This is a genomic window from Sphaerisporangium sp. NPDC049457 (genome assembly GCF_055586705.1).
The window spans coordinates 17182-39775 of the sequence record NZ_JBVJHR010000020.1 but is presented as its reverse complement, the minus strand read 5'-3'; the positions used below and the strand labels follow the sequence as shown (position 1 = coordinate 39775).

The 22594-nt window shown below is 73.3% G+C and carries 21 protein-coding genes and 1 pseudogene; 10 read left to right on the top strand and 12 right to left on the bottom strand.

What is annotated here, in order from left to right; translation table 11 throughout:
• The first annotated feature begins 304 nt into the window (after nucleotides 1-304).
• Nucleotides 305-1294: an aldo/keto reductase gene (locus ACZ6QO_RS28415; protein WP_465854910.1), complete on the top strand. Its 990-nt coding sequence runs from the start codon at nucleotides 305-307 to the stop codon at nucleotides 1292-1294.
• Nucleotides 1295-1414: 120 nt separating this feature from the next.
• Here the strand turns inward: ACZ6QO_RS28415 and ACZ6QO_RS28410 are convergent, their stop codons facing one another.
• Genes ACZ6QO_RS28410 through ACZ6QO_RS28400 form a run of 3 tightly spaced genes read right to left on the bottom strand, consistent with a single transcriptional unit; the run spans nucleotide 1415 to nucleotide 4637 of the window.
• The gene (locus ACZ6QO_RS28410; RefSeq protein WP_465854908.1) at nucleotides 1415-1969 is read right to left on the bottom strand and encodes a mismatch-specific DNA-glycosylase; all 555 of its coding nucleotides are present in this window, start codon (nucleotides 1967-1969) and stop codon (nucleotides 1415-1417) included.
• Between the two features lie 5 nt (nucleotides 1970-1974).
• Nucleotides 1975-2460: a TspO/MBR family protein gene (locus ACZ6QO_RS28405; protein ID WP_465854906.1), complete on the bottom strand. Its 486-nt coding sequence runs from the start codon at nucleotides 2458-2460 to the stop codon at nucleotides 1975-1977.
• 50 nt (nucleotides 2461-2510) lie between these two features.
• Nucleotides 2511-4637, bottom strand: a complete 2127-nt coding sequence (locus tag ACZ6QO_RS28400; RefSeq protein ID WP_465854904.1) for a prolyl oligopeptidase family serine peptidase — start codon at nucleotides 4635-4637, stop codon at nucleotides 2511-2513.
• An 819-nt stretch (nucleotides 4638-5456) separates the two neighbouring features.
• On the opposite strand from ACZ6QO_RS28400, the gene ACZ6QO_RS28395 reads away from it, so the two are divergent.
• Nucleotides 5457-7133 (top strand): DEAD/DEAH box helicase, encoded by a 1677-nt coding sequence (locus tag ACZ6QO_RS28395; protein WP_465854902.1) that lies wholly within the window; start codon nucleotides 5457-5459, stop codon nucleotides 7131-7133.
• Nucleotides 7134-7139: 6 nt separating this feature from the next.
• Here ACZ6QO_RS28395 and ACZ6QO_RS28390 read toward each other — a convergent pair whose 3' ends face one another.
• The 4 genes and pseudogenes from ACZ6QO_RS28390 to ACZ6QO_RS28375 all read right to left on the bottom strand — a co-directional run bounded on the left by ACZ6QO_RS28390 (nucleotide 7140) and on the right by ACZ6QO_RS28375 (nucleotide 10079).
• Nucleotides 7140-8159, bottom strand: a complete 1020-nt coding sequence (locus ACZ6QO_RS28390) for an NAD(P)/FAD-dependent oxidoreductase (RefSeq protein ID WP_465854900.1) — start codon at nucleotides 8157-8159, stop codon at nucleotides 7140-7142.
• Nucleotides 8156-8695: an isoprenylcysteine carboxyl methyltransferase family protein gene (locus tag ACZ6QO_RS28385; protein ID WP_465854898.1), complete on the bottom strand. Its 540-nt coding sequence runs from the start codon at nucleotides 8693-8695 to the stop codon at nucleotides 8156-8158. Before ACZ6QO_RS28385 ends, ACZ6QO_RS28390 begins: the two co-directional genes overlap by 4 nt.
• Before the next feature lie 404 nt (nucleotides 8696-9099).
• Nucleotides 9100-9645 (bottom strand): annotated as a pseudogene (locus ACZ6QO_RS28380) (type III polyketide synthase); the annotation flags it as partial.
• A 287-nt stretch (nucleotides 9646-9932) separates the two neighbouring features.
• Nucleotides 9933-10079, bottom strand: coding sequence for an ATP-binding protein (locus tag ACZ6QO_RS28375; RefSeq protein ID WP_465854897.1), 147 nt, complete (start codon nucleotides 10077-10079; stop codon nucleotides 9933-9935).
• 120 nt (nucleotides 10080-10199) lie between these two features.
• Between ACZ6QO_RS28375 and ACZ6QO_RS28370 the strand changes: the two genes are divergently transcribed.
• The 6 genes from ACZ6QO_RS28370 (at nucleotide 10200) to ACZ6QO_RS28345 (ending at nucleotide 17643) form a co-directional block, all read left to right on the top strand.
• Complete coding sequence (locus ACZ6QO_RS28370) at nucleotides 10200-11051, top strand: helix-turn-helix domain-containing protein (protein ID WP_465854895.1); 852 nt, start codon at nucleotides 10200-10202, stop codon at nucleotides 11049-11051.
• Between the two features lie 19 nt (nucleotides 11052-11070).
• On the top strand, nucleotides 11071-11289 hold the full coding sequence (locus ACZ6QO_RS28365) for a DUF397 domain-containing protein (RefSeq protein ID WP_465854893.1): 219 nt from the start codon (nucleotides 11071-11073) through the stop codon (nucleotides 11287-11289).
• Between the two features lie 352 nt (nucleotides 11290-11641).
• A complete protein-coding gene (locus ACZ6QO_RS28360; RefSeq protein ID WP_465854891.1) occupies nucleotides 11642-12286 on the top strand; it encodes an ATP-binding cassette domain-containing protein in 645 nt (214 codons plus the stop codon).
• Entirely contained in the window at nucleotides 12276-13610 is a 1335-nt protein-coding gene (locus ACZ6QO_RS28355) for a hypothetical protein (protein WP_465854889.1), read from the top strand. Before ACZ6QO_RS28360 ends, ACZ6QO_RS28355 begins: the two co-directional genes overlap by 11 nt.
• A complete protein-coding gene (locus ACZ6QO_RS28350) occupies nucleotides 13607-15337 on the top strand; it encodes a hypothetical protein (protein WP_465854887.1) in 1731 nt (576 codons plus the stop codon). The genes ACZ6QO_RS28355 and ACZ6QO_RS28350 overlap by 4 nt, the downstream gene beginning before the upstream one ends.
• A complete protein-coding gene (locus ACZ6QO_RS28345; RefSeq protein WP_465854885.1) occupies nucleotides 15334-17643 on the top strand; it encodes a hypothetical protein in 2310 nt (769 codons plus the stop codon). The genes ACZ6QO_RS28350 and ACZ6QO_RS28345 overlap by 4 nt, the downstream gene beginning before the upstream one ends.
• An 8-nt stretch (nucleotides 17644-17651) precedes the next feature.
• Here the strand turns inward: ACZ6QO_RS28345 and ACZ6QO_RS28340 are convergent, their stop codons facing one another.
• From ACZ6QO_RS28340 to ACZ6QO_RS28330, 3 genes are all read right to left on the bottom strand, one after another.
• Complete coding sequence (locus tag ACZ6QO_RS28340; RefSeq protein WP_465854883.1) at nucleotides 17652-17939, bottom strand: hypothetical protein; 288 nt, start codon at nucleotides 17937-17939, stop codon at nucleotides 17652-17654.
• A gap of 103 nt (nucleotides 17940-18042) precedes the next feature.
• Nucleotides 18043-19158 carry a type III polyketide synthase gene (locus ACZ6QO_RS28335; protein ID WP_465854881.1) on the bottom strand — a complete coding sequence of 372 codons (1116 nt, stop codon included), beginning with the start codon at nucleotides 19156-19158 and terminating at the stop codon, nucleotides 18043-18045.
• 63 nt (nucleotides 19159-19221) lie between these two features.
• Nucleotides 19222-19833, bottom strand: a complete 612-nt coding sequence (locus ACZ6QO_RS28330) for a PadR family transcriptional regulator (RefSeq protein ID WP_465854879.1) — start codon at nucleotides 19831-19833, stop codon at nucleotides 19222-19224.
• Nucleotides 19834-19904: 71 nt separating this feature from the next.
• Between ACZ6QO_RS28330 and ACZ6QO_RS28325 the strand changes: the two genes are divergently transcribed.
• Both ACZ6QO_RS28325 and ACZ6QO_RS28320 read left to right on the top strand, forming a co-directional pair.
• Complete coding sequence (locus ACZ6QO_RS28325; protein WP_465854877.1) at nucleotides 19905-20294, top strand: nuclear transport factor 2 family protein; 390 nt, start codon at nucleotides 19905-19907, stop codon at nucleotides 20292-20294.
• Nucleotides 20287-20751: a hypothetical protein gene (locus ACZ6QO_RS28320; protein ID WP_465854875.1), complete on the top strand. Its 465-nt coding sequence runs from the start codon at nucleotides 20287-20289 to the stop codon at nucleotides 20749-20751. Before ACZ6QO_RS28325 ends, ACZ6QO_RS28320 begins: the two co-directional genes overlap by 8 nt.
• A 164-nt stretch (nucleotides 20752-20915) precedes the next feature.
• Here ACZ6QO_RS28320 and ACZ6QO_RS28315 read toward each other — a convergent pair whose 3' ends face one another.
• Nucleotides 20916-21668, bottom strand: a complete 753-nt coding sequence (locus tag ACZ6QO_RS28315) for a hypothetical protein (RefSeq protein ID WP_465854873.1) — start codon at nucleotides 21666-21668, stop codon at nucleotides 20916-20918.
• Nucleotides 21669-21912: 244 nt separating this feature from the next.
• Complete coding sequence (locus ACZ6QO_RS28310; protein WP_465854871.1) at nucleotides 21913-22548, bottom strand: pyridoxamine 5'-phosphate oxidase family protein; 636 nt, start codon at nucleotides 22546-22548, stop codon at nucleotides 21913-21915.
• Nucleotides 22549-22594: the final 46 nt, after the last annotated feature.

Genomic DNA, 22594 nt, shown 5'->3' with positions numbered 1-22594 from the left:
GGCGTCACCGCCGGCGGTACCGCCGGCGGGCGGCGCGCCCTCCCCGCCGCCCTGAACCGGCCGTTTCGATCCGGCCGCTCCGGCGGCCCGTCCCGCGGCCGCCGCCGTCACCGGCGGCGGCCGTCCGCTCCGCGGCGGCGAGCCCGGCTTTGATGGCGCTTTGAGGGGGCTTTGAGCGGCCCGGTGCAGCGGTGATGGCGTGGAGGACGGCGAGGCGCGAAGATCCTACAGAGAGGGATCAAGCGGCCGTCACCCCTCCGCACAGGGACGGACCGTGGCTATAGCGAAATAGGGAGTTCAAGCAATGCGACAGCGCCGGCTGGGCAGCCAAGGGCTCAGCGTCTCCGCCGAGGGGCTCGGCTGCATGGGGATGAGCACCGTCTACGGCCCCGCGGACGAGAGGGAGGCGATCGCCACCGTCCACCGCGCGCTGGACCTCGGCATCACCTTCCTCGACACCGCCGACATGTACGGGGCGTGGGACAACGAACGGCTCCTCGGCCGGGCGATCGCCGGCCGCCGCGAGGAGGTCGTCCTGGCCACCAAGTTCGGCAACGAGGTGCGGGACGGGCGGCTCACCGGCCGCGTCAACGGGCGGCCCGACTACCTGCGCCAGGCGCTGGACGGCTCCCTCGGACGTCTCGGCGTCGACCACGTCGACCTGTACTACCAGCACCGGGTGGACCCGCAGGTCCCGGTGGAGGAGACCTTCGGCGCGCTCGCCGAGTTGGTCGCCGAGGGCAAGGTCGGCCACCTCGGCATCTCCGAGGCCGCGCCGGAGACCATCCGCCGCGCGCACGCCGTCCACCCGCTGACCGCGCTGCAGACCGAGTACTCGCTGTTCACCCGGGACGTCGAGCACAACGGCGTCCTTTCCACCACCCGCGAGCTCGGCATCGGCTTCGTCGCCTACAGCCCGCTCGGCCGCGGGTTCCTCACCGGCACCATCCGCAGCACCGACGACCTGACGGAGCACGACCGCCGCTCCGCCCACCCGCGCTTCCAGCGCGAGAACTTCGCCAGGAACCTGGCGGTCGTCGACCGCATCCGGGTGCTCGCCGACGCCAAGGGGGTCACCTCCTCCCAGCTCGCCCTGGCCTGGGTGCTCTCGCAGGGCGGCGACATCGTCGCCATCCCCGGCACCAAGCGCCGGGCGTACCTGGAGGCCAACGCGGCCGCCGTCGAGATCACCCTCACCCCCGACGACCTGGCCGCCATCGACGCCGTGGCCCCGCCCGGCGTGGCGTCCGGCGCGCGCTACCCCGACGACAGCATGCGCGCCGTCCACCGCTGACAGTGATGACGCAGGTGAGCGCCTCCCGGTGGAGTTTGAGCCGGCGGCCGGCCGGACGGTCCCCGCCTCGCGGCGACGCGCGCCCGCGCGGGCCGGTCGGACCGGCGGGGCGATCGGCGGTCAGACCTGCGGGGCGATCGGCGGCGGCGCGGCGGCCTCGCGCAGGCGGCGGAACTCCTCGGCGATGGCGGGCAGGGTGTAGTGGGCGTTGAGGCCGCTGGGGTTGGGCAGGATCCACAGGCGCGCAGGGCCGATCATCTCGTCGCACGGGCCGACGGCCGCCTTCGGCCTGTCGAAGGCGACGCGGTAGGCCGTGACCCCGACGACGGCGACCACCCGCAGGTCGGCCTCGCACGCCAGGCGCTTGAGCCTGGCCGGGGCCAGGCGCAGCTCGTCGGCCGACAGCTCGGCGGCCTTCGCGGTCGCGCGCGGCGCGAGGTTGGTGATGCCGAGCCCGTACGAGGGCAGCAGGTGCTGCTCGCTCGGACTCAGCAGCCGCGGGGTGAACCCCGACAGGTGCAGGGCCGGCCAGAACCGGTTGCCGGGACGGGCGAAGTGCAGCCCGGTGGCCGCGGAGTACAGGCCCGGGTTGATGCCGCAGAACATCACGGCCGTGCCGGGCCCCACCACGTCGTCGAGCGTGCGGTCGCGCGCGGCTCGCAGGTCCGGTCTCATCCCGGTCATGCTATGTGGTCGGCGGCCCGCCCCGGGTTGCGGCGGACGATCGCCGCGTTCAGCGCCGTGGCGAACAGCGTCCAGCCGGCGTAGGGGAGCAGCAGCAGCCCCGCCGGCCGGTCGGCCCGCAGGACGCGGCGGGCGAGGACGGCGTTGGAGACGTTGAGGGCCACGATCTCGGCCAGCGCCGCCTTGGGGGAGCGCAGGCGGAAGAAGACCGCCGACCAGGCGGCGTTCAGCGCCAGGTTGACGCCCAGGGCGCGGCCGAGGTCCCGCCGGTCCGCCTCGCCGGCGCGGGTCAGCGCCCGGGCCGAGGCGTAGGCGATCAGCGCGTACAGCGGGGTCCACACGGCGGCGTAGGCGGGTGGGGGCGGCTGCCAGCCGGGCTTGCGCAGCCGCCGGTACCAGGGGGAGTCCGGATCGGTCGCCACGCCGCCCGCCACGGCCGTCGCGGCGACCGCCAGCGAGGTCTTCACGAGAGTCCGTCTCATGCGCCCCCTGTGCCCGCCGATCGGCGCCCCACACCCGGCGCGCGCCGTGGTCAGTGCGGCTCCACGGCGGTCTCGCCAGGAAATGTCGTCGTGTTCTCCGGTGAAAGACCCGTGTGTTCCCCGGCGAAGGCCAGGATGTCCGCGGTCAGGGCGCGTTCTTTGCTCCCGGGCAGGGCGGCGTGCGCGGAGTCGGGTTCCCGGCGCATCAGGATCGGCCGGTCACCGCTCGTGGCGTGCTGGAGGGCCGCGCACATTTTGGTGACATGCGCCTCTCCGGTCTGCAGATCGGTCACCGCGCCGGTGAGAAGGAACGCGGGATAAGCCGTTCCGGGAATGACATTGTGGTAAGGGGAGTACGCGAGCAGCCATCGGAGTTGTTCGGGCTGCGAGGCGCTACCGAATTCCTCCGTCCACGTGCATCCCAGGCCGAAATTCTCATAACGCACCATGTCGCACAGCGGGCCTTCGGCGATGACGGCGGCGTACAGGTCGGGCCGCTGTGTGGCGGCGGCGGTGACCAGCAGGCCGCCGGCGGACTGGCCGTAGGCCGCCAGCCGGCCGGGGGTGGTGCGGCCGGTGCCGATCAGCCAGGCCGCCGCGTCGTTGAAGTCGCCGACCGCGCGGTGCTTGTGCGGTCCGCGCCCCGCGTCGTGCCAGTGCTGACCCTCTTCGCCGCCTCCGCGTACGCAGGCCACCGCGTAGGTGCCGCCGGCGTTGACCCACGCGGCGGCCGTGGGGGAGAACCATGGGCGCATCGGCATGCCGAAGCTGCCGTAGCCGTACAGCAGGGTGGGGCGCGGGCCCGGCCGATCCTCGGCGGGGGTGAACAGGAACAGCGTGATCTCGGTGCCGTCGCCGGCCCGGCAGCGGACGCTGTGGCTGCGGATCCGCGGAGCGCGTCCCGCGATCGCGGCCCCGGTCTCCCGCTCGGTCCGCCCGCTGATGGCGTCGTAGCGGTAGATGGTGGGAGGCGTGGTCGCGTCGCAGTAACTGAACCACGCGCGATGCCCGTGCGGAGCCTTCGTCCGCAAAGACGACACGACGCCCGCTCCCGGAAGGGGCAGCTCGGTGAGCGGCCGGCCGGTGGGCAGGTCGTGCAGGGTCAGCGTCGAGACGCCGTGGCGGGCGCGTGCCACCAGCAGCAGGGGCCGCGGCAGCGCCGGGTCGTCCAGGACCGCGCACTCGTCCAACGGGGCGTGCGGGTCTTCGGGCACCAGCGTGCGCCACGCGGCCGGGTCGCGATCGTCCTGGCGCGCCAGGCAGACGCGGCCGCACGGGGCCTGGTGGTCGGTGACCAGCAGCAGATCGCCGTTCGAGAGGAACCGGGGGAGAACCCGGGCGCGCGTGGCGGCGCCGTCGATGATCTTGACGAACCGCGGGGCCTCCGGATCGGCGAGCTCGGCCAGGTGCACATCGTTGGGCGAGGCGGGCCCGGCCATCGCGGTGACCGCGAGATGACGGCCGTCGGCGCTGACCGTGAGCCCGTAGTAGTGGTCCGGGGCGTCGTCGCCGCCGAAGACCACTATGTCGTCACGCCAGGGCGAACCGACCCGATGCAACCTCACCCGCCGTCGCAGGCGCAGGTCGCCGGCGGGCGGTTCCTGCTCTGCGACACGGCTGACGTAGTAGAACGCCTCTCCTCTCGGCAGCCAGGCGAGCGAGGTGTTGCGGGCGCGCGGCAGCGGCCCGTCCACCACCTCGCCGGTACGCGCGTCCAGCACCAGGATGTCGCTGCCGGGCTGCTCGGCGACCTCCATCTGGACGGCCACGCGTTCACCCTCGCGCGAGGGCCACCAGGCGTACAGCCCGGTGCGGCCGGACGGATCGATCTCCATCGGGTCGACCAGCACCCGCCTGTTCCCCTCGGCGTCGACCACGAGCAGGCGCCGTTGCTCGTCTCCCCGGAGCTGCTCGGCGAGGAACATGACCGTGCCGCGCGCCATCGGAGGCTCCGGCACGCCGAAGGACGACAGCTCGTCCACCGAAGACGCCCACGATCGCAGGTCGCGCCAGCCGGCGCGATGGGCGCGGAAAAGGCGATCTTGGGCGGCGGCCCATGCTCGCACGCGCGCGTCATCGGCCTCTTCCAGCCACCGGTAGGGGTCGGGAACCGCGAACCCGAACAGATGCTCGACCGCGTCGCCGCGTTGAGCGCCAGGGTAGGTGAATCGCGCCACGAACGCCCCCGATTTGTCGACCCGTCGCCACGGGAAGAGGCACTGCGGCCAATTCGCACCGCAGTACCTCGGTTCACTCAGTTACGACTGACCGCGAAGAATGTCCGCCTGCCAGCCGCGTACCCCGCCGATGCGGGCGGCCGGAGTGGAATCGCGATAGGGTAGATATCCGGTCATGTCAGCCTCCCGGATGTGGTGATTAGCCCGGAATGGGCAATTGCGCTAACAGCCATCCCCGTGCCCGCGATCGATAAACGCGGACATCGCTCCCGGCGGTGAACGCCGATTCCGCCGCGTCAGCGGAACATGCGGGCCGGAGCGCCCGGCCATATCGGTCCCCGGCGGGGAAAATCTCCGGAAAGAGCGGCAAGGCATAATGGAATGCGATATGAAGCCCGATATCGAGCGAAGGCAATTTTCCGCCTCCCGAGATAGATCGAAGGGCTGGGGCGATCCTCGCGTCGTGTGATCGACGGCGATCGACCGGCTCCCCGGGCGCCGGCCTCCGGAGAACGGCGCGGTCCGCTCCCGGGGACGGCGCCGTCCGCGACCGGTGGGCGGGTCTCCCTGATCGTGCCCGGCGGCCGGGAAGTGCGGCACTGCGGGCGATGGTCCACGGCTGAAGTAAACTTTCCTCTTCGTGAGCGCGCGGCGCCGGTCCCGACGCCGGGACAGGCGCCCGGTGCGCCGCAGGGCGGCACGCGGGGCTGGGCGAAACGCGCCCGTGCGGGACCCCGGCCCGCGAGAAGCTCGCCACCACAGTGGAACCATGGTGTCGACGGCGTGACACGCGCGTCCGTCAGAACGAGGAGCCCGATCATGACCTCCAGCGTCGAAGAAGCGTCCGGCTTCGCCGACCTCGGACTGCGCCCCGAGCTGTTGCGCGCGCTGTCCGGCCTCGGCTACGAGGAGCCCACGCCGATCCAGCGCGAGGCGATCGGACCGCTGATCGAAGGACGCGACCTGCTCGGCCAGGCCGCCACCGGCACCGGCAAGACGGCGGCCTTCGCCCTGCCCATCCTCCAGCGGATGCCCGCGGGCGGAGGCGGCGGCGACCCGCTGGCGCTGGTCCTGGTGCCCACGCGCGAGCTGGCCGTCCAGGTCTCAGAGGCCGTCCACCGCTACGGCCGCGACCTCGGCGCCCGCGTGCTGCCCATCTACGGCGGCCAGCCCATCGGGCGCCAGCTTCGCGAGCTCCAGCGCGGCGTGGACGTCGTCGTGGCCACCCCCGGCCGCGCGCTCGACCACATCGGCCGCAAGACCCTGCGCCTGGACGCGCTGCAGATCGTCGTGCTCGACGAGGCCGACGAGATGCTCGACATGGGCTTCGCCGACGACATCGAGGCCATCCTGCAGGAGACCCCCGGCGAGCGGCAGACCGTCCTGTTCTCGGCGACGATGCCGCCGCGCATCAACTCCATCGCCCGCCAGCACCTCACCGACCCGGTGCGCATCCAGATCGAGCGTGAGACCGCCGCCCCAGGGGAGTCCCCGCGCGTGCGGCAGAGCGCCTACGTCGTCCCGCGCGCCCACAAGCCCACGGCCCTCGGGCGGGTGCTGGACGTCGAGGCCCCCGAGGCGGCGATCGTGTTCTGCCGCACCCGCGAGGAGGTCGACCAGCTCACCGAGACCATGAACGGGCGCGGCTACCGCGCGGAGGCCCTGCACGGCGGGATGGGCCAGGAGCAGCGCGACCGCGTCATGGCGCGGCTGCGCGCCGGCACGGCCGACCTGCTGGTCGCCACCGACGTCGCCGCGCGCGGCCTGGACATCGAGCAGCTCACCCACGTGGTGAACTACAACGTCCCCTCCGCCCCCGAGTCCTACGTGCACCGCATCGGCCGGGTGGGCCGCGCCGGGCGCGAGGGCGTGGCGATCACGCTGGCGGAGCCGCGCGAGCACCGCATGCTCAAGACCATCGAGCGGGTCACCAAGTCCCGCATCCAGGTCGAGAAGGTCCCGACGGTCGCCGACCTGCGGGCCCGCAGGCTCGAACTGACCCGTTCGGCCCTGGAGGAGAGCATGCTGGAGGACGACCTGGAGCAGTTCCGGGTCGTGGTCGAGACGCTCGCCGACGAGTTCGACCTGGTCGAGATCGCCATGGCCGCGGTCAAGCTCGCCCACGAGGCGAGCGGCGCGGCCGCCGACGAGGAGGAGATCCCCGACGTGCCGCTGCGGCCCGAGCGCGACGGACGCGCCCGGCGCGAGCCGGCCGGGCGCGACGAGCGGCGGGGCCGGGGACCGTCCAGCGGCATGACCCGCGTGTTCATCGGCGCCGGCCGCGCCGGAGGCGTCCGCCCGCAGGACCTGGTCGGCGCGATCGCCAACGAGTCGCGCCTCAGCGGCCGCGACATCGGCGCCATCGAGATCGCCGACCGCTTCTCGCTGGTCGAGGTGCCGGACAACGCCGTGAACGACGTGATCGCCTCGCTTCGTCAGACCACCATCAAGGGCAAGAAGGTCACCGTCCGCCGCGAACGCTTCGAAGCCCGCTGACCGCCGTCATGCCAGGGCGTTGACGGCGGCGGCGAAGACGCCGGGCAGGCGGTGGGCGGCCGGCACGATCAGGCCGGCGGGCAGCGGGTGCCGGCGGGCCGCGAGCAGCGCCCCGGTGAGCAGCCGGTGGCGCAGCGACAGCCGCCGCCACGCCTCCTCGTACGCCTCGGGCCGCCCGGCCCGCAGGCAGCCGATCAGGGCGCGGGCGGACAGCAGGCCCAGCGAGACGCCCTCGCCGGTGAGGGCGTCCACGTAGCCGGCGGCGTCCCCTGCCAGCAGCACCCGCCCGGCCACGCGGGCGCGGACGCGCTGCCGCAGCGGGCCGCCGCCGCGCACCGAGGTCGCCGCCGGGCCCCGCAGGAGGCCCAGCAGGGCGGGGAACTCGGCGAGGTGCTCGTCGTAGCGGCGCCGCTCACGGCTGAGCACCGCGACTCCCACCAGGCCGTCGGCCACCGGCGTCACGTACGCCTCCCCGCGCGCCGCCCAGTGCACCTCGACGAAGTCCGTCCACGGGGCGACCTGGAAGTGCCTGCGCAGCCCGTACCGGCGCGGCGCGCGTCCAGCGGGAAGCTCCAGGCCGAGCGCCCGGCGCAGCGGGGAGTGCAGGCCGTCGGCGGCGACCAGCCAGCGGGCGCGCATCCCGGCCGCCTCCACCCGATCATGGTGCTGGCGCACGTCACCCACGCGTCCGCGGACGACCTTGACCCCCACCTCGGCCGCGCGTTCGGCCAGGACGGCGTGCAGATGGGTGCGGCGCACGCCCAGGCCGGGGCCGTGCCGGAACGGCGCCTCGGCCTGACGCCGCGCGTCGAGGTAGCGGATGCCGCGCAGCGGGCGTCCGGTGACCCCCGTCACGCCGAGGGCGCGCAGGGCGGCCACGCCGGCGGGCATCAGTCCCTCGCCGCACGCCTTGTCCACCGGCGTGGGCCGCGGCTCGACCACCACGGCCTCCATCCCGGCCAGGGCCGCGTGGATGGCGGCGGCCAGTCCGGCCGGCCCGCCGCCCGCGACCAGGACGTCGATCACGCCGGCTCGCCCTGCCGGCCGACCGCCCAGGCCAGCGCGGTCTCCTCGCAGCGGATGCGCACGACCATCAGCGCGGCGTTGAGCACGGTGAAGACGGCGGCCGTCACCCACGCGCTGTGCACCAGCGGCAGCGCCACGCCTTCGACGGCCACCGCCACGTAGTTGGGGTGGCGCAGCCATCGCAGCCGGTAGGGCCCCCGGGTGACCAGTGGCAGCCCCGGCACGACGAGCACCTGGGTGTTCCACCGCGGGCCGAGCGCGGTGATGCACCACCAGCGCAGAGCCTGGGCGGCGACGACCAGGGCGAGCATCGGCCAGCCGAGGGCGGGCACGAACGGGCGGTGGGCGTTGGCGACCTCCAGCATGCAACCGGCGAGCAGGCCGGTGTGCAGGGCGACCATCCAGGGGTAGTGGCCGCGCCCGAAGACGCGCCCGCCCCGGGCGAGGCTCCAGGTGGCGTTGCGCCGGGCGACGACCAGCTCGGCGAGTCGCTCCACGCAGACGAGCAGGACCAGCAGCAGGTACCAGGACGACATGCCTGGAAACGATACGGGCACGGCCGCCGCGGCGAGGGGAGTGAGGGCCGGCGGATCCGCGGGGAACGCGGCCGGCGGGGGGAGCGCGAGGGACATCCGGCCGCTACCAGCGCAGCAGCACGAGTTCGGAGCAGAAGCCCGGGCCCATCGCGATGAGCATGCCGGGGGTGCCCGGTGGCGGCGGGCGCTGGGCGAGGGTGTCGCGCAGCACGTGCAGCACCGACGAGGAGGACAGGTTGCCGACGTCCGCCAGCGAGCGCCAGGTCAGGTCGAGGGCGCCGTCGGGCAGGTCGAGGGTCGGTCGGCCCCGGCGCGCCCCGCCCGTGTCCTTCAGGTGCGGCGCGGTCCGCGCCGCAGGCGACCACGGCGGCGGCGCCGTCGCCGAACAGGCCGCTCGCCACCAGGTTCACGATGGAGGAGTCGCCGCGTTGCAGGGTGAGCGAGCACAGCTCGACCGAGAGCAGGACGGCCACGTGATCCGGCCGGCCGCGCAGGTAGTCGTGCAGGCGGGCGACGCCCGCCGCTCCGGCGACGCAGCCGAGACCGAACACCGGCAGCCGCTTGACGTCCGGGCGCAGGCCGAGACGGGCGGCCAGCCGGGCGTCCACCGAGGGGGCGGCGATGCCGGTCACCGACGTGAACATGATCATGTCGACGTCGGAGGGAGTGAGGCCGGCCGCGTCGAGGGCGGCGCTCACCGCTTCGGCGCCGAGATCGACCGCTGCCTCCACGAAGACGTCGTTGGCCGCTCCGAAGCCGTCCAGCTTGGCGTACTCGTCGAGCGGCGGGACCAGGTGGCGGTGGTCCACCCGGGCGGAGGTGTGCAGCCGGTCCAGCATGCGGCGATCGGTGCCCGGGGGCAGACAGATGCGGGCGAAAGTGTCGGTGATCTCTGCTTGGGGATGGCGGTTGGGAGGCAGGGCACCGCGGACAGCCACGATTCGCGTCATGAATTCCCGCTTCAGAGAAGTGGAGGACACCCTGACTCTTGCCCACGGTGTCCCCCGGCATGCCTCCTTGATCGTCCCCGACTCCTTCCTGCCACGCCGCCCGCGCCCGAAGCCGTCTCTCGATACTCATCCCGCGGTGACCGCCTGTCGCGGCCCTCCGCGGCCAGCCCTGGTGCGTCCGAACGAATGGCGCTGATGGAGCCCTCAGTGGCCGGTGGGGCGCCCTGAGCACCTCAGGTCGCCCCACCGGCCTTTCCGGATACGGCTTCCGCCGGATGGCCGGGAACTCACCGCGGCTGGTCAGGTGCGGACTGCGCCAGTTCGAACCAGACCAGGGTGCCGGACGGGCGGCGTTCGAAACCCCAGCGTGCGGAAAGGTCGTCGACGATCGCGAGTCCCCGCCCGTCGGTCTCGTCGTCGCTCGGCCTGCGCACGTGCGGGATCTTTGACGAGCCGCCGTCCTACACAACTTTGGAGGCTGGATCGCATAGAAAGACAAATTTGTATCTGCACAAAAAGGGCATATGGCTGCAATGTGGCAAGGGGGTAAGGCTTTGAACGCCAAGCGAGCGATGACACTGAGGGCCCAGTGGCTCGGCCGACACCTGCGCGAGCTGCGTGAGATAAGTGGTCTCACCCTCAAAGAGGTCGGCGGCTTCATCCAGCGTGACGTCGGGACGGTGAGCCGAATCGAGGCCGGGATCTATCCCGCGAGAACCCCGGACGTGCTCGCGATGTTGGACCTGTACGGGGTCACGGAAGCCCGCCGTCGCGATGGATTGCTGAAGCTCGCAGGGGAAGTGTGGCAGAGCGGGTGGTGGGACGGCTATACGGAGGACCTGTCCAAAGTCATGGTCGACTACGCGTGGGTGGAGTCGCGCGCCCGTCGTATCAGTTCCTTCGATGCGCTGGTGATCCCGGGCCTGCTGCAGACTCGCGCGTATATGGAAGCGGTGCAGACAGCGATCGTCGACTCATCTCCGAACCAGATCACCTCTGGAATCCGTTTTCGACTCACGCGTCAACAGATTCTGACGGCTCCTGAGCCGCCGTTCATCGAGGCGATCTTGGACGAGAGCGTCCTGCGCCGATCCCCGGGAGGTCATACCGTGCTCCAGGTGCAGCTGGAGCATCTGCTGGTGCTGGCCGAACAGCCCCACATAGAGATTCGTGTGCTGCCCTTCTCCTCTGGTGCGCACGCAAGTCCGGAAGGGGCCTTCAGGATCTTCGAAATGCCTGAGCCGTACCCTGAGGTCGCTTACATGGACACGCCTGCGGGAGGCATCTACGTGGAGTCAGCTGAAGTCGGGCGATTCATGCTTAAACTTGAACATATCCGGGAGGCCACTCTGGAACCGTTGGAGGCGCGCAAGTTCATTCGCGAGATCGCTGACAATCTGCCATAGGCCTGGACGAGGAAAATTGATGAGCTCTTCACAGAAGCCCTTAGCAGCGTGGCACGTAAGTAGTTTCAGCCCTGATGGAGGACCGAACTGCGTCGAGGCGGGTCCCTTGCTCGACGGCAGTGGGCGGGTCGCGGTGCGGCATAGCCGTCATCCGGACGGTCCGTTGATCATTTACACCAGGGCCGAGTGGGATGCCTTCCTGGCCGGCGTCCGTGCCGACGAGTTCGACTTCCAGTAGGACCGGTTCCGGGCTGGGCTCTTCGATCTCTGTGGCGTCGACCTGGCCCGTGGTTCGTTCCCGCACCTGATCCCGGGGCCTCCCTTCGCTCGCGCCATGTCGCCGCGATGGAGCGTGAGGGCGCCTAGTAGGCGGACGGTGGAGGCCGAGGCGCGTGGCTAGGCGATCGGTTCTGCCCGGCACGTCCGGTCGAAGGGCTTGGGGTTTTCGGGGCGTGCCGAAAGCGGGATTCGCGGGTTGCGGAACGTTGCTGTTCGCCGTCGTGATCGAGTGGAGACGCAACGGGTTGCCCGCCCGCCGGTGATGGGCTGTACAAACGAGGGGAGCCCTTCACCGAAGAACCGGGGAATCCTTGACCGGACTGCGACTGGAACTCGACGACCTGCTGTGGGAGCACGGCGGGGGCCGGCGGGTGCTGCGCCCGCACCGGCTCGCCGCCGCGCCGGGGCGGGTGGCCGTCGTGCTGGCGCCGGACTCCGGCGAGGCGGACGCCTTCACCGACCTGCTGGTGGGGGAGGCCTGGCCGCGCAAGGGCACTATCCGCATCTCCGGGCAGGAAATCACCGCGCTGGGCGGGGAGGACCGCGGCATCGCCTTGGTGCCCGCCGGTGGCGGCCTGTTCCCGCACCTGACCGTCGAGCAGAACATCGCGTTCGGCATGCGCGAGGATCGCCGCGGCGCCTACCGCCGGGGCTATGTCGCCTACGTGGCCGGACGGCTGAACCTCCAGGGCCTGCTCGCCGTCGGCGCCCACGAGTTGTCGCCGGACGAGCGGCTGCGCGTGGCACTGGCCCGGGCCATGTGCCGGTGGCAGGCGGCCAGGGCGGTGGTCGTGGAGGACCGCACCGGCCACACGCCCTGCCACGCCGCGGTCAGTGAGACGCTGAACGCCTATCCCGACCTGCCGGTCGTGGTGGTTAGCGACGACGGGAACCGGGTCGCGGCGCTGCGCGGCCCCGCGCTTTCATGGGAGGTCGTGGCCACTGATGGACCGTAGGGGGGCGCTCGCTCTGCTGGCCGGTGTCGCCGCGGCGGCGGCCGCCGGATGCGGCGACGCGCGGCCGGTTCGTATCGCTGTGGTGTGGAGCGGGTGGGAGCTGAGCCGCTTCCGGGAGGTCCTGGACCTGCCCGGCGCCGTGGTGTTCTCGGCCGGGGACAACATCGAGGCACTGCTCGGCGGCCCGGCCGCCGGGACGGCCATCCCGGACGTGGCGATCGTGCCAAGGGGCGCGCTCGTCACCGACGCGGCGTCCATCGCCCGGTTATACGACGTCTCCACGTCCGGGCCGGACGCCTGGCAGAGACTCCTGCCGGCCGGGCGCGGCGGCGCCAAGCGGGGCGCCTGGTTCAAGGTCGCCCACAAGTCGTTGGTGTGGTACCGCCCCGAGGCCTTGCCGGGCCGGTACCCGCCCACCTCCTGGGAGGACTGGGTGGCCTGGTGCGGGGCCCGGGCCGCAGCCGGGACACCGCCGCTGGCCATCGGGGCCGCCGACGGCTGGATGCTCACCGACTGGTTCGAGAACGTGCTGGCCGGTCTCGACCGGGGCGCCTACCGGTCCCTGCTCGATCGGGGGACCGTGGAGGAGTGGTCGAACGGTCATGTCCGCGAGGCTCTCAAGCGGCTCGCGAAGCTGTGGTCCATCAGGGGGCTCATGCCCGGCGGCGGGCGCCGGGCACTGGTGACCCAGTTCCCCGACGCGGTCCTCGACGTCTTCGTGCACCGGCGCGCCGACATGGTCGCCGCGCCCGACTTCGCCTGGCCGATCATCGACCGCTACGCCCCCGCCCAGGCGTTCGGATGCTCGGCCATCGGCCGGACGGGTTGCGGGGTCGACCTGTTCCGCTTCCCCGGGCCCCGTGGCGCACCCGTCCCACCGGTCATCGCCGGGGGTGACATCGCGGTCGCGCTGACCGACGAGGGTGTGAGCCCCCTGCGAAGGCTCGTCGGGGACATCCATGAAACGGCTCTGGCTCGGCGCGAGCGGGTCGTCCGCCTGGCGAAGTGGGCGGGCGAGGGCGGCTTTTTGTCGCTGGAGCCAGGGGTGCGATACCCGCCGATCCTGAACGGCCTGGCCGACGAGTTGCGCGACTTCGAGTTCGACCTGTCCGACCGGCTGTCCGGCCCGCTGGCGGGCGGCGACGGGCGAGGGCTGTGGCGGGTGCTGACCGACCTGTTCACCGCCGTCGCCGTCGACTGGGACGGACACAAGGCCGACCGCGCCGGCCCGGGGGAGGGCGCCGATGACGTCGATGTCGACGGTCCCGTCGGCAAGGCGATGAACGCCCTGGCGGCGCTGGCCAAGGGGAAGGCGGGCCTATGACGAGTGGTGACGCGTTCCTGTTCGACCTCACCCCGCACCACGACGTGCGGGCCCCCGCCCGCTGGCAGGGGACGGGCCGGCACGGCGGCTGGGTGTACCTGCTGCCGGCGGCGGCGCTGGTGTCGGCCGTCCTGCTGGCGCCGCTGGCGGTGACCGCGGTGACCAGCGTGAAAGGCGGCCCGTCCGCGTACCTCTCCGTGCTGACCGACCAGGACGTCCGGTTCGCCCTGCTGCACAGCCTCGGATGGCTGCTGCTGGCCCTCGGCGTCTGCGGGCTCGGGCTCGGTCTGGCCCGCCTCGCCCAGGCCGCCGGGCCTCGCACGCGCGCCCTGCTGCTCGCCGCGCTGGCGCTGCCCGCCGTCACCTCGCCGCTCACCGCCGGCACGGCGTTCCGGCTGATCTTCGATGCCGACCCCGCCCGCGGCACGGTGTCCGCGCTGGTGCCCGGCGGCGCGCCGTTCCTGGGCCCGGGCTGGATCTGGCTGGTGCTCGGCCTGGCCTTCGTCTGGCAGTGGACCGGCCTGGCCTGTCTCGCCTTCCAGGTGGGCCTGGCCAACCTGCCCGCCCACCTGCTGCGGGTGGCCCGCGTCTTCGGCGCCGGGCGGCTGCGCCGCTTCCGCGCGGTCGTGGCCCCCGCCCTGTTCCCGACCGCGGGCCTGGCGATGCTGGTGGTGCTCACCGCCGCCGTCCGCGTCTTCGAGCTGGTGCTGGTGGGGGCGCCCGGTTCGGTCCAGGCTCGGGTCGACGTCGTCGGCCTGTACTGGTGGCGTCACCGCGGCGACCTCGGAGCCGGCCCGGCCGCGGCGCTGGGGGTCCTGCTGACCGTCATGGCGATGGCCGTCGCGGCGGTGACGGCCCTGCTGTGGCGGCTGCGCCGCAACTGGAGCGACGCCGGCCCGCCGTCCGGGGTCACCGTTCCGGAGGCGAGGCGGCGCGGCCCAGGCGCCCTGGCCGGTGCCGCGGCCGTGGTGATCGCCCTGATCTGGGCGTGCCCGTTCGCCGTGCTGCTGCTCACCTCCTTACGCTCCCCGGAGGCCGTGGCGACCTCCGGGTGGTGGACCGGCGGGTACGGTCTCGGTTCGTTCGCCGAGGCGTTCGACGGCGGTGTCTTCCTGGGCGCGCTCGGCGGCACGGCCGAGCGCGCCGTGCTGGTGGCCGCCCTGGTCGTCATGATCGCCGTCCCCGCCGCCTACGCCCTCACCCCTGGCCGGCTCCCCGTCCGCGCCCAGCGGGTCGTCGCCGCGGTGGCCGTCCTGCTCGCGGTCCTGCCTCCCCAGGTGGCGGCCATGCCGCTCGCCGAGATGCTCGGCCCCCTCGTGGGCGTCACCGTGGTGATCGGCCTGATCCACGCCGCGCTGCTGCTCCCTCTCGGGGTGTTGCTGCTGCGCGGCGCCTTCATCGCCGTGCCCCGCCCGGTCGTGCTGCGCCCGCTCGCGGAGGGCCGCTCGGCGATCACCCGAATGACGGTCGAGAGCGGTCCGGCGGTGCTCGCGGTGGCGGTGCTGGCCTTCGTGCTCGCCTGGAACGACCTGGTGGTGGGCCTGCTGCTGAACTGGCCGGCGGCCGACCAGGCGCCGCTGGTCGTCTTGGAGCAGGCCCGCCACTTCTCCACCTCCGCGGGGGCGCTCGCCGCCCAGGAGGTCGTGCTCACCACGGTGCCCGTCCTGCTCGCGCTGGCCACCGGCAGGGTGCTGGCCCGGGGCCTCACCCGGGGGGTGCGCCGGTGACCCCGCCGCCCGGTGGGCCGGGCCCGCGGCCGCGTCACCGCAAGCGGGACCGGCTGTCGGCCCTGGTGCCCAGGAGCCCCAGCGAGACGGCGACGGCCGTCATCGTCCTGGGCTCCGCGTGCGGTGGCGCGATCTTGAAGGAGATGGTGGCCAACGCCGTCCTGTCCCGGTTTCCCACCTGGCTCCTGTTCGTGATCGCGCTGCTGCTGGTGGCCGGCGGGTGGTGGTGGCAGCGTCACCGCCACAAGCGCCCCCTCCGGCCCCCGGCCGCCCCGCGGCACCTGCCGCCACGGGCCGAGCCGTTCATCGGCCGCGACGCCGAGGTGGCCAGGGTCGCCGCCCGCGCCCGCGAGCGCGGCCTGGTCGTGGTGCGGGGCCCGGTGGGCATCGGCACCTCCGCCGTCGCCATCGCCGCCGGCTGGGAACTCGCCCCGGACGCCGCCGGGCAGCACTACGCCGACCTGCGCGGGCAGGACCGCGACGCGCCGGAGGACGCCGGCAGCGTCGTGGAGCGGGTGCTGCGCACGCTCAGCCTCCCGATCTCCGCCGCGGGGGATTTCGAGGTGGCGGCCCAGAAGGTGCTCGCCGCGCTGGAGGACACCGGGACGGTGCTGCTGCTCGACAACGTCGAGCGGTGGGAGCAGGTGTCCTGGCTGCCGCGCCACGTGCCCGGAGCGTACGTGATCGCCGCCGGCTACCTGGACACCGGCCCGGACGAGACCCTGCCGGGCGACGTGGCCGTGGTCCAGATCGGTCCGCTCGCCCCCGCGGCCGGCGAACGGCTGCTGCGCGCCCACGTCGCCGCGGGCCTCCTGGAGGCCGACCCGGCGGCCACCGCCCGGCTGGCGGAGCTGTTCCTGCGCCGTCCCGCCATCATCACCGGCATCGCCCGGTGGCTGGCCGACAACCCGCGGGTGCCGATCGCCGCGCTGCTCAAGAGCCTGGAGGAGGGGCCCCGCGACCAAGGCCTGCAGACCCTGCTCGCGGGGCAACTGCGCCGGGTGCGGCCCCAGGCCGGCCGCCTGCTGGCACTGCTCGCCCGCGCCCCGCTGGCCGAGCTGGGCCGCGACGGCGCCGCCGCCCTGCTCGGAGCCGCCGAACGCGACGTCGAGCGGTACATGGAGGAACTCAGCCGGCACGGCCTGGTGGAACGGGTGCGCGAGTCGCGGGTCCGCGTGGTGCGGGCCGCCCGCGCGATCGTCTCACCGCCGGCGGACTGGGAGACCTCCTGGCGCAGGCTGGCACACCGGTTCGCCGACCGGGCCGACTACTACGCCGAGCGGTTGCCCGAAGACGAGGCCCGGGCGTGGTTCGTCATGGAGGACAAGGCGCTGCTGCAGATCCTGCGCGCCCACTGGCCCGCTTCGGGTGCCTCGGCGGGCCCGCTATGGCGCATCGCCGACGCCCTGGAGGTCTGGTTCCTGCTGGAACAGCGCCACAGGGAGCGGCGCGAGGCGGCTGGCGCGCTGGCCGTCGCCGCGCGGGCGGTCGGCGACACCGGGGCGCAGGCGACCGCCGAGCTGCGGCTGTGCCTGGTCGCGCTGGCGCTCGGCGAGCCGCGGCTGGCCCAGGAGCATCTGGACGGCGCCACCCGGCTGCAGGGCGCGGGCGGCATCGAGATCTGGCCCGCGCAAATCCACCTGGCCCGCGCCGCCACGCTGCTGGCCGCCGGGGACGAGTTCGCCGCCGTCGAGGCGTCCCTGGTCCGGTACGGCCAGGCGCTGGCGGGCGGCGACGCCACCGGCCAGGCCATCCGGTGGATCGACATGGCCGTGCTGCGGATGCGCCAGGGGCAGGTGTGCGCCGCCGAGCACCGCGGCCCCGAGGCCGACCGCTTCTACGTGGACGCCCAGGGCCTGCTGGTGCGGGCGCTCGCCGTCGCCCGCGAGGCCGCGGACCTCTCCGCCGAGGCGCACGCCCGCGAGTTGCTGGCCGTCGTCCACTGGTACCTGGGCCGGGCGCATGAGGCGACGGAGGGCTGGGAGGAGGCCGCCCGGCTGCACCGGGCGGCCGGGGACGGCGTCGGCGAGGCCCGCTGCCAGGTGCACCAGGCGGCGGCGCTCACCGCCGAGCGCCGCGGGGAGGCCGCGCGGTTGCTGCGTTCGGCGCTGGCCAGGCTCCCCCCGACCGGGGTGAGCACCGCGCTGGCCCGGCTGCGCCTGGCGGAGGCCGAGCCGCGCAACGCCCGCGCCCACCGCGACAAGGGCCTGGCCGCGCTCGACCCCTGGGACGGCATCGCCGAGCCCCTCCAGATCGCCGAGCTCCGCCGCCGCCTGATGAAACCCGGGTCTGCGGAGGGAAGCTGACCACCCGGTCACCGTCCTGGGGTACGGCATGACCACCACCCGGCCGGCGCGGGCAGCGCGGATCTCGCCCGGCCGTCGTCCCACTGCGCCTGAGGGAGGCCGGGCCGGTCGGCACCGGCCGGGCGAGAGCCGCCGTGCCGCACGACCGTCCGCCGCCCGGCGCGGCCCTGCGAGAAGGGGTGACCGATCGAGGCCCCCCGGGCGAGGCTCCAGGTGGCGTTGCGCCGGGCGACGACCAGCTCGGCGAGTCGCTCCACGCAGACGAGCAGGACCAGCAGCAGGTACCAGGACGACATGCCTGGAAACGATACGGGCACGGCCGCCGCGGCGAGGGGAGTGAGGGCCGGCGGATCCGCGGGGAACGCGGCCGGCGGGGGGAGCGCGAGGGACATCCGGCCGCTACCAGCGCAGCAGCACGAGTTCGGAGCAGAAGCCCGGGCCCATCGCGATGAGCATCCCGGGGGTGCCCGGTGGCGGCGGGCGCTGGGCGAGGGTGTCGCGCAGCACGTGCAGCACCGACGAGGAGGACAGGTTGCCGACGTCCGCCAGCGAGCGCCAGGTCAGGTCGAGGGCGCCGTCGGGCAGGTCGAGGGACTCGGCGACGGCGTGCAGCACCTTGGGGCCGCCCGGGTGGCAGACCCAGGCCGTCACATCCCGCGCCGTGAGACCGTGGTCGGCGAGGAAGCCGTGCACGTCGTCCGCCAGATAGGTGCGCACGACGTCCGGGACGCTGGTGTCCAGCACGACCCTGAACCCGCTGTCGGAGACCTCCCACCCCATCACGTTCTCGGAGTCGGGGTACAGGTGGCCGCGGGTCGCCACCACCGTGGGCCCGCCCGCCGTCCCGGACGCGACGGCCCGCCCGCCGGCGGCGTCGGCGGACGCGGAGCGCTCCGCCGGCGCGGCGCGGTCGGCGCCGATCGCCACCACCGCGGCGGCGCCGTCGCCGAACAGGCCGCTGGCGACCATGTGGACCGGGGAGGAGTCGCCGCGCTGGAGCGCGAGCGAGCACAGCTCGACCGACAGCAGCACGGCCACGTGCCCCGGCCAGCCGCGCAGGTAGTCGTGCAGCCGGGCGATGCCCGCCGCGCCCGCGACGCAGCCCAGGCCGAAGACGGGCACCCGCTTGACGTCGGGGCGCAGGCCCAGCCGGCCCGCCAGCCGGGCGTCCACCGAAGGGGCGGCGATGCCGGTGACCGAGGTGAACATGATCATGTCCACGTCCGCAGGAGTCAGGCCCGCGGCGTCCAGCGCGGCCCCCACCGCCTCGGCGCCGAGGTCGACGGCCGCCTCTATGAAGATCTCGTTGGCCATCCCGAACCCGTCCAGCTTGGCGTACTGGTCGAGCGGCAGGACGAGGTTGCGGTGGCCGACGCGGGCGGAGGTGTGCAGCCGGTCGAGCAGCCGCCGGTCCGCGCCCGGGGGCAGGCATATGCGGGCGAAGGTGTCGGTGATCTCTGCCTGGGGGTAGCGGTTGGGAGGGAGGGCACCGCGGACAGCGGCAATTCGGGTCATAAGGTTCCCGCTTCGCTCAGTGGAAGACACCACTCTTCTGCCCAGCGCTCAGACCAGCATGCCTTACCAGGTGGCCTCATGATCCTGAATGCCGCCGCCGTGGTCCCCGGGCGGCTCGCCGCCCGCCGCCCTCTGGCCGAGCGCGGCCAGGACCCCGGCGCACCAGCGGATGTTGGCCTGTTCGTACACGCGTCCCCCCATGAGCGTGAGGTAGGGACCGACCCGCTCGGCGTCGCGCAGGTGCGCGCTCTCGTCGCGCCCGTCGAGCAAGGTCTCGCGGAGGCGGTCGTAGAGCGCGAGCTTCTCCTTCGCGTGCTCCAGGCGTTCTTCGAAGGCCTTCCGCACGGCCGCGAGATCGCCGTCGCCGGCCGCCTGGAGCTTGACGAGCAGGTCGTCGCGCATCGCCGCCGGCCGGGTGGGCCGGGCGATGAAGGCGTGCAGCTCCTCGCGGCCGGCTTCCGTCAGCGAGTGGACCCGCTTGTTCGGCCGGCGCCGCTGCTCGACCAGGCGACTCTGGACCAGCCCCTCGCTCTCCAGACGCTCGAGTTCGCGGTAAAGCTGCTGCGGCGTCGCCGACCAGAAGTTGGCGACGGACACGTGGAATCGCTTGGACAGCTCGTAACCCGCGGCCTCCCCCTCCAGCAGCGAGGCGAGCACGGCGTGACGAAGCCCCATCTGGACGGTCCTTCCGTTCTGCCATAGTCTTATCCGCACCTACTCAACAAAGTGAGTATAGAGGTGGAGCCATGCACCCCTTCCGCGCCGCGGTGGAAGCTCGGGACATCGACGCCATGCTGGGCCTGCTCGCGCCCGACGTCGTCTTCCGCAGCCCTGTCGTGTTCGGTCCCTACAAGGGGCGCGAGGCGGTCGAGCCCATCCTTCGCGCCGTGTTCCACGTGTTCGAGGACTTCCGCTACGTGCGGGAGATCGGCGCGCCTGAGGCGGCCGACCACGCTCTGGTCTTCCATGCGCGCATCGGCGACCGGGAAGTGGAGGGAAGCGACTTCATCCATGTCGGCGAGGACGGCTCGATCACCGAGCTGACGGTCATGACCCGTCCGCTCAGCGCCACGCTCGCGCTGGCCGAGGCCATGAGGGCCCGTCTGGCGGGGGAGGGCGGGCACTCCCATGGCTGACGACGCCGCCTCCGGACGACTCGCCGACGAGCCGGGCGGGCCGCCGTTCGTCGACGAGCACCGGACCACGATCGCCGCGTCCCGCGACCTCGTGTGGACCGCCCTGCGCCGCTACGCCGAATCGTCCCTCAGGCTCAAGGAAGGCGGGCCGCCGGCCCGACTGCTCGGCACCCGGCCGCGCAGCGGCTTCGAGGTGCGGCAGCTCGTCCCCCGCCGGCGCCTCGGCCTGGGCGGACGCCACCGCTTCTCTCGTTACCTGCTGGTGTTCGAACTCGCCGACGCCGGCGGCGGCCGGACGCTGTTGACCGCCCGCACCTACGCGGCCTTTCCCGGCCCGCACGGCCGCGCCTACCGTGCCCTGGTCATCGGCACCCGGGGACACGTCATCGCCGTCAAGCACATGCTGCGGGCCATCCACCGCGCGAGCCTCGACCCGGCCGGCCCCGTCCAGGCCTGACCGCCTCGCCCGGCCCCGGCGACCCGCTGCCGGCGGGTCCTCGCGGGGGCCGGCGCGGGCACGGAGGGCGCCGGTCCCCGCCGATGGGGATCCGGCGCCCTCTCGTCACCTCGGAGGGGTGCGGTCCGGTGGCGCGGCGTGCCGCGCCGGAACGGCGGGCACGGTCAGGGGACGAGGCCGGGAAGCTCGGTGTAGGACTTGCCGCGGACGAACCACTGGAAGCGCGCCGCGTTCTTCCCCGAGGGCGAGGGCAGCCCGGCCCGCAGGTTCACGGCGGAGTTCACCAGGCCCACGTCCAGGCCGCACCCCTTGGCCTTGGGTACGGCGAAGGCCGCGTCCTCGGCGGCGGCCGTGAAGACCGGCACGCCGTCGATGGAGGTCAGCTCCAGGGAGGTGATCTCCGGGTTGAGCAGGATGGGCGCGGCGTCGGAGCCGATGTAGCACTTCTTGCCGAGCAGGGGATGGATCATGCGGATCTTGATCCCGACGTTGGTCGGGAAGACGGGGCCGGCGTCCACCCGGCCGGTGCCCTGGGTCTCGACGTAGACGTCGGTGAGCCTGGGCACCTCCAGCGGCTTGCCGATCAGGCCGCCCGGCACCTTCATCCGGCCGCCCCTGACGCCGCCGAAGGCCGCGGCGGCGGCGCCGTCCTTCAGCTTGCCCTGGGCGACCGTGATCCGCAGCGGCGCGGAGATGTCCTGGTCGATCTTGCCGAGCTTCATCGTGCCGCCCACGGTGATGATGAAGACGCAGCTCCAGGTGTCGGGCTGGGCGTTCTGCGGCAACCTCGGGCAGTCGGTCCAGTCCGCGTCGCTCGGGCGGTAGTCGTACGCGGCGGCCCCGGCGGGGACCGCGGGTCCGGCCGCCAGCGCCGTCACGGCGGCTCCGGCCACGAGCGATCGGGCGAGAACCTTCATGGACTCCTCCTTCGGCCCCGCCGGAGGGCGCGGTTCGCGTGAAAGGACGGACCCCCGGTTATATCCGCGACGCGCGCGCGTTTCTACGCACGTCCCGGCGGGTGCGGCGCCCGCCGCTTGTCACTTCCGCGCAAACACGCCCGCGCCGCCGCCCGGCGTCCACGAACCCTGACCGGCCCGGTGATCATCGGCAGGGGAAGGACGGGAAGGACCGGCCGGCGGAGGGACGGGCGCGCGGGCGCCGTTAGGAAGGCTCGCCGACGCGGTCGCTGACGTGGGCCGGGACGGGCCGGGTCACCCCGGGCGCGGTGATCGGCGCCCGCCATTCCCTGGCCAGCGGCAGCACGCCGGCCCAGACGTCGTGCGGGTCGTCCGCGTCGCTCGGCGGGCCCTGGCGCACCTTCACCGACGCCTCCCGCAAGGAGACCGCCAGGATGGTGGTGGCGGCCAGCTCCTTGCGGTCGGGCGCCCTGGCGTACTCCCACTGGCCGGGGGCCACGTGCTCGGTCAGGCACCGCAGGGCCGCCAGCTTCTCGGCCCCCTCCAGCACGCGCGGCACTCCGTAGACCATGGCGCTGCGGTAGTTGACGCCGTGCTCGAACACCGACCGCGCCAGCACCAGGCCGTCGACGTGGGTGACGGTCACGCACACCTCGGAGTCCTGGCGCATGCTGCGGCTGGCCACCGACCCGTGCACGTACATCTGGTCGTCGTCGAAGCCGTAGACCGTGGGCACCACCATCGGGACGTCGTCCACGATCACCCCGAGGTGGCAGACGAACCCCTCGCGCAGCACCTCGTACAGCGCCTCCCGATCATGACGCCCCTGCTCGCGCAGCCGACGGTGACGGGTTCGCTCAGTTCCTGACAGATCGCTCACGAGGGCATATCCAACCAGTTGATCGGCCAGATTTCGCGAACAGCCC

Coding starts and splice junctions, on each gene's coding strand:
- ACZ6QO_RS28415 (WP_465854910.1), top strand. CDS start 305: ATGCGACAGCGCCGGCTGGGCAGCCAAGGGCTCAGCGTCTCCGCCGAG.
- ACZ6QO_RS28320 (WP_465854875.1), top strand. CDS start 20,287: ATGGCTGACGACGCCGCCTCCGGACGACTCGCCGACGAGCCGGGCGGG.
- ACZ6QO_RS28330 (WP_465854879.1), bottom strand. CDS start 19,833: ATGGGGCTTCGTCACGCCGTGCTCGCCTCGCTGCTGGAGGGGGAGGCC.
- ACZ6QO_RS28335 (WP_465854881.1), bottom strand. CDS start 19,158: ATGACCCGAATTGCCGCTGTCCGCGGTGCCCTCCCTCCCAACCGCTAC.
- ACZ6QO_RS28340 (WP_465854883.1), bottom strand. CDS start 17,939: ATGTCGTCCTGGTACCTGCTGCTGGTCCTGCTCGTCTGCGTGGAGCGA.
- ACZ6QO_RS28315 (WP_465854873.1), bottom strand. CDS start 21,668: ATGAAGGTTCTCGCCCGATCGCTCGTGGCCGGAGCCGCCGTGACGGCG.
- ACZ6QO_RS28410 (WP_465854908.1), bottom strand. CDS start 1,969: ATGAGACCGGACCTGCGAGCCGCGCGCGACCGCACGCTCGACGACGTG.
- ACZ6QO_RS28395 (WP_465854902.1), top strand. CDS start 5,457: ATGACCTCCAGCGTCGAAGAAGCGTCCGGCTTCGCCGACCTCGGACTG.
- ACZ6QO_RS28385 (WP_465854898.1), bottom strand. CDS start 8,695: ATGTCGTCCTGGTACCTGCTGCTGGTCCTGCTCGTCTGCGTGGAGCGA.
- ACZ6QO_RS28350 (WP_465854887.1), top strand. CDS start 13,607: ATGACGAGTGGTGACGCGTTCCTGTTCGACCTCACCCCGCACCACGAC.
- ACZ6QO_RS28325 (WP_465854877.1), top strand. CDS start 19,905: ATGCACCCCTTCCGCGCCGCGGTGGAAGCTCGGGACATCGACGCCATG.
- ACZ6QO_RS28405 (WP_465854906.1), bottom strand. CDS start 2,460: ATGAGACGGACTCTCGTGAAGACCTCGCTGGCGGTCGCCGCGACGGCC.
- ACZ6QO_RS28365 (WP_465854893.1), top strand. CDS start 11,071: ATGAGCTCTTCACAGAAGCCCTTAGCAGCGTGGCACGTAAGTAGTTTC.
- ACZ6QO_RS28355 (WP_465854889.1), top strand. CDS start 12,276: ATGGACCGTAGGGGGGCGCTCGCTCTGCTGGCCGGTGTCGCCGCGGCG.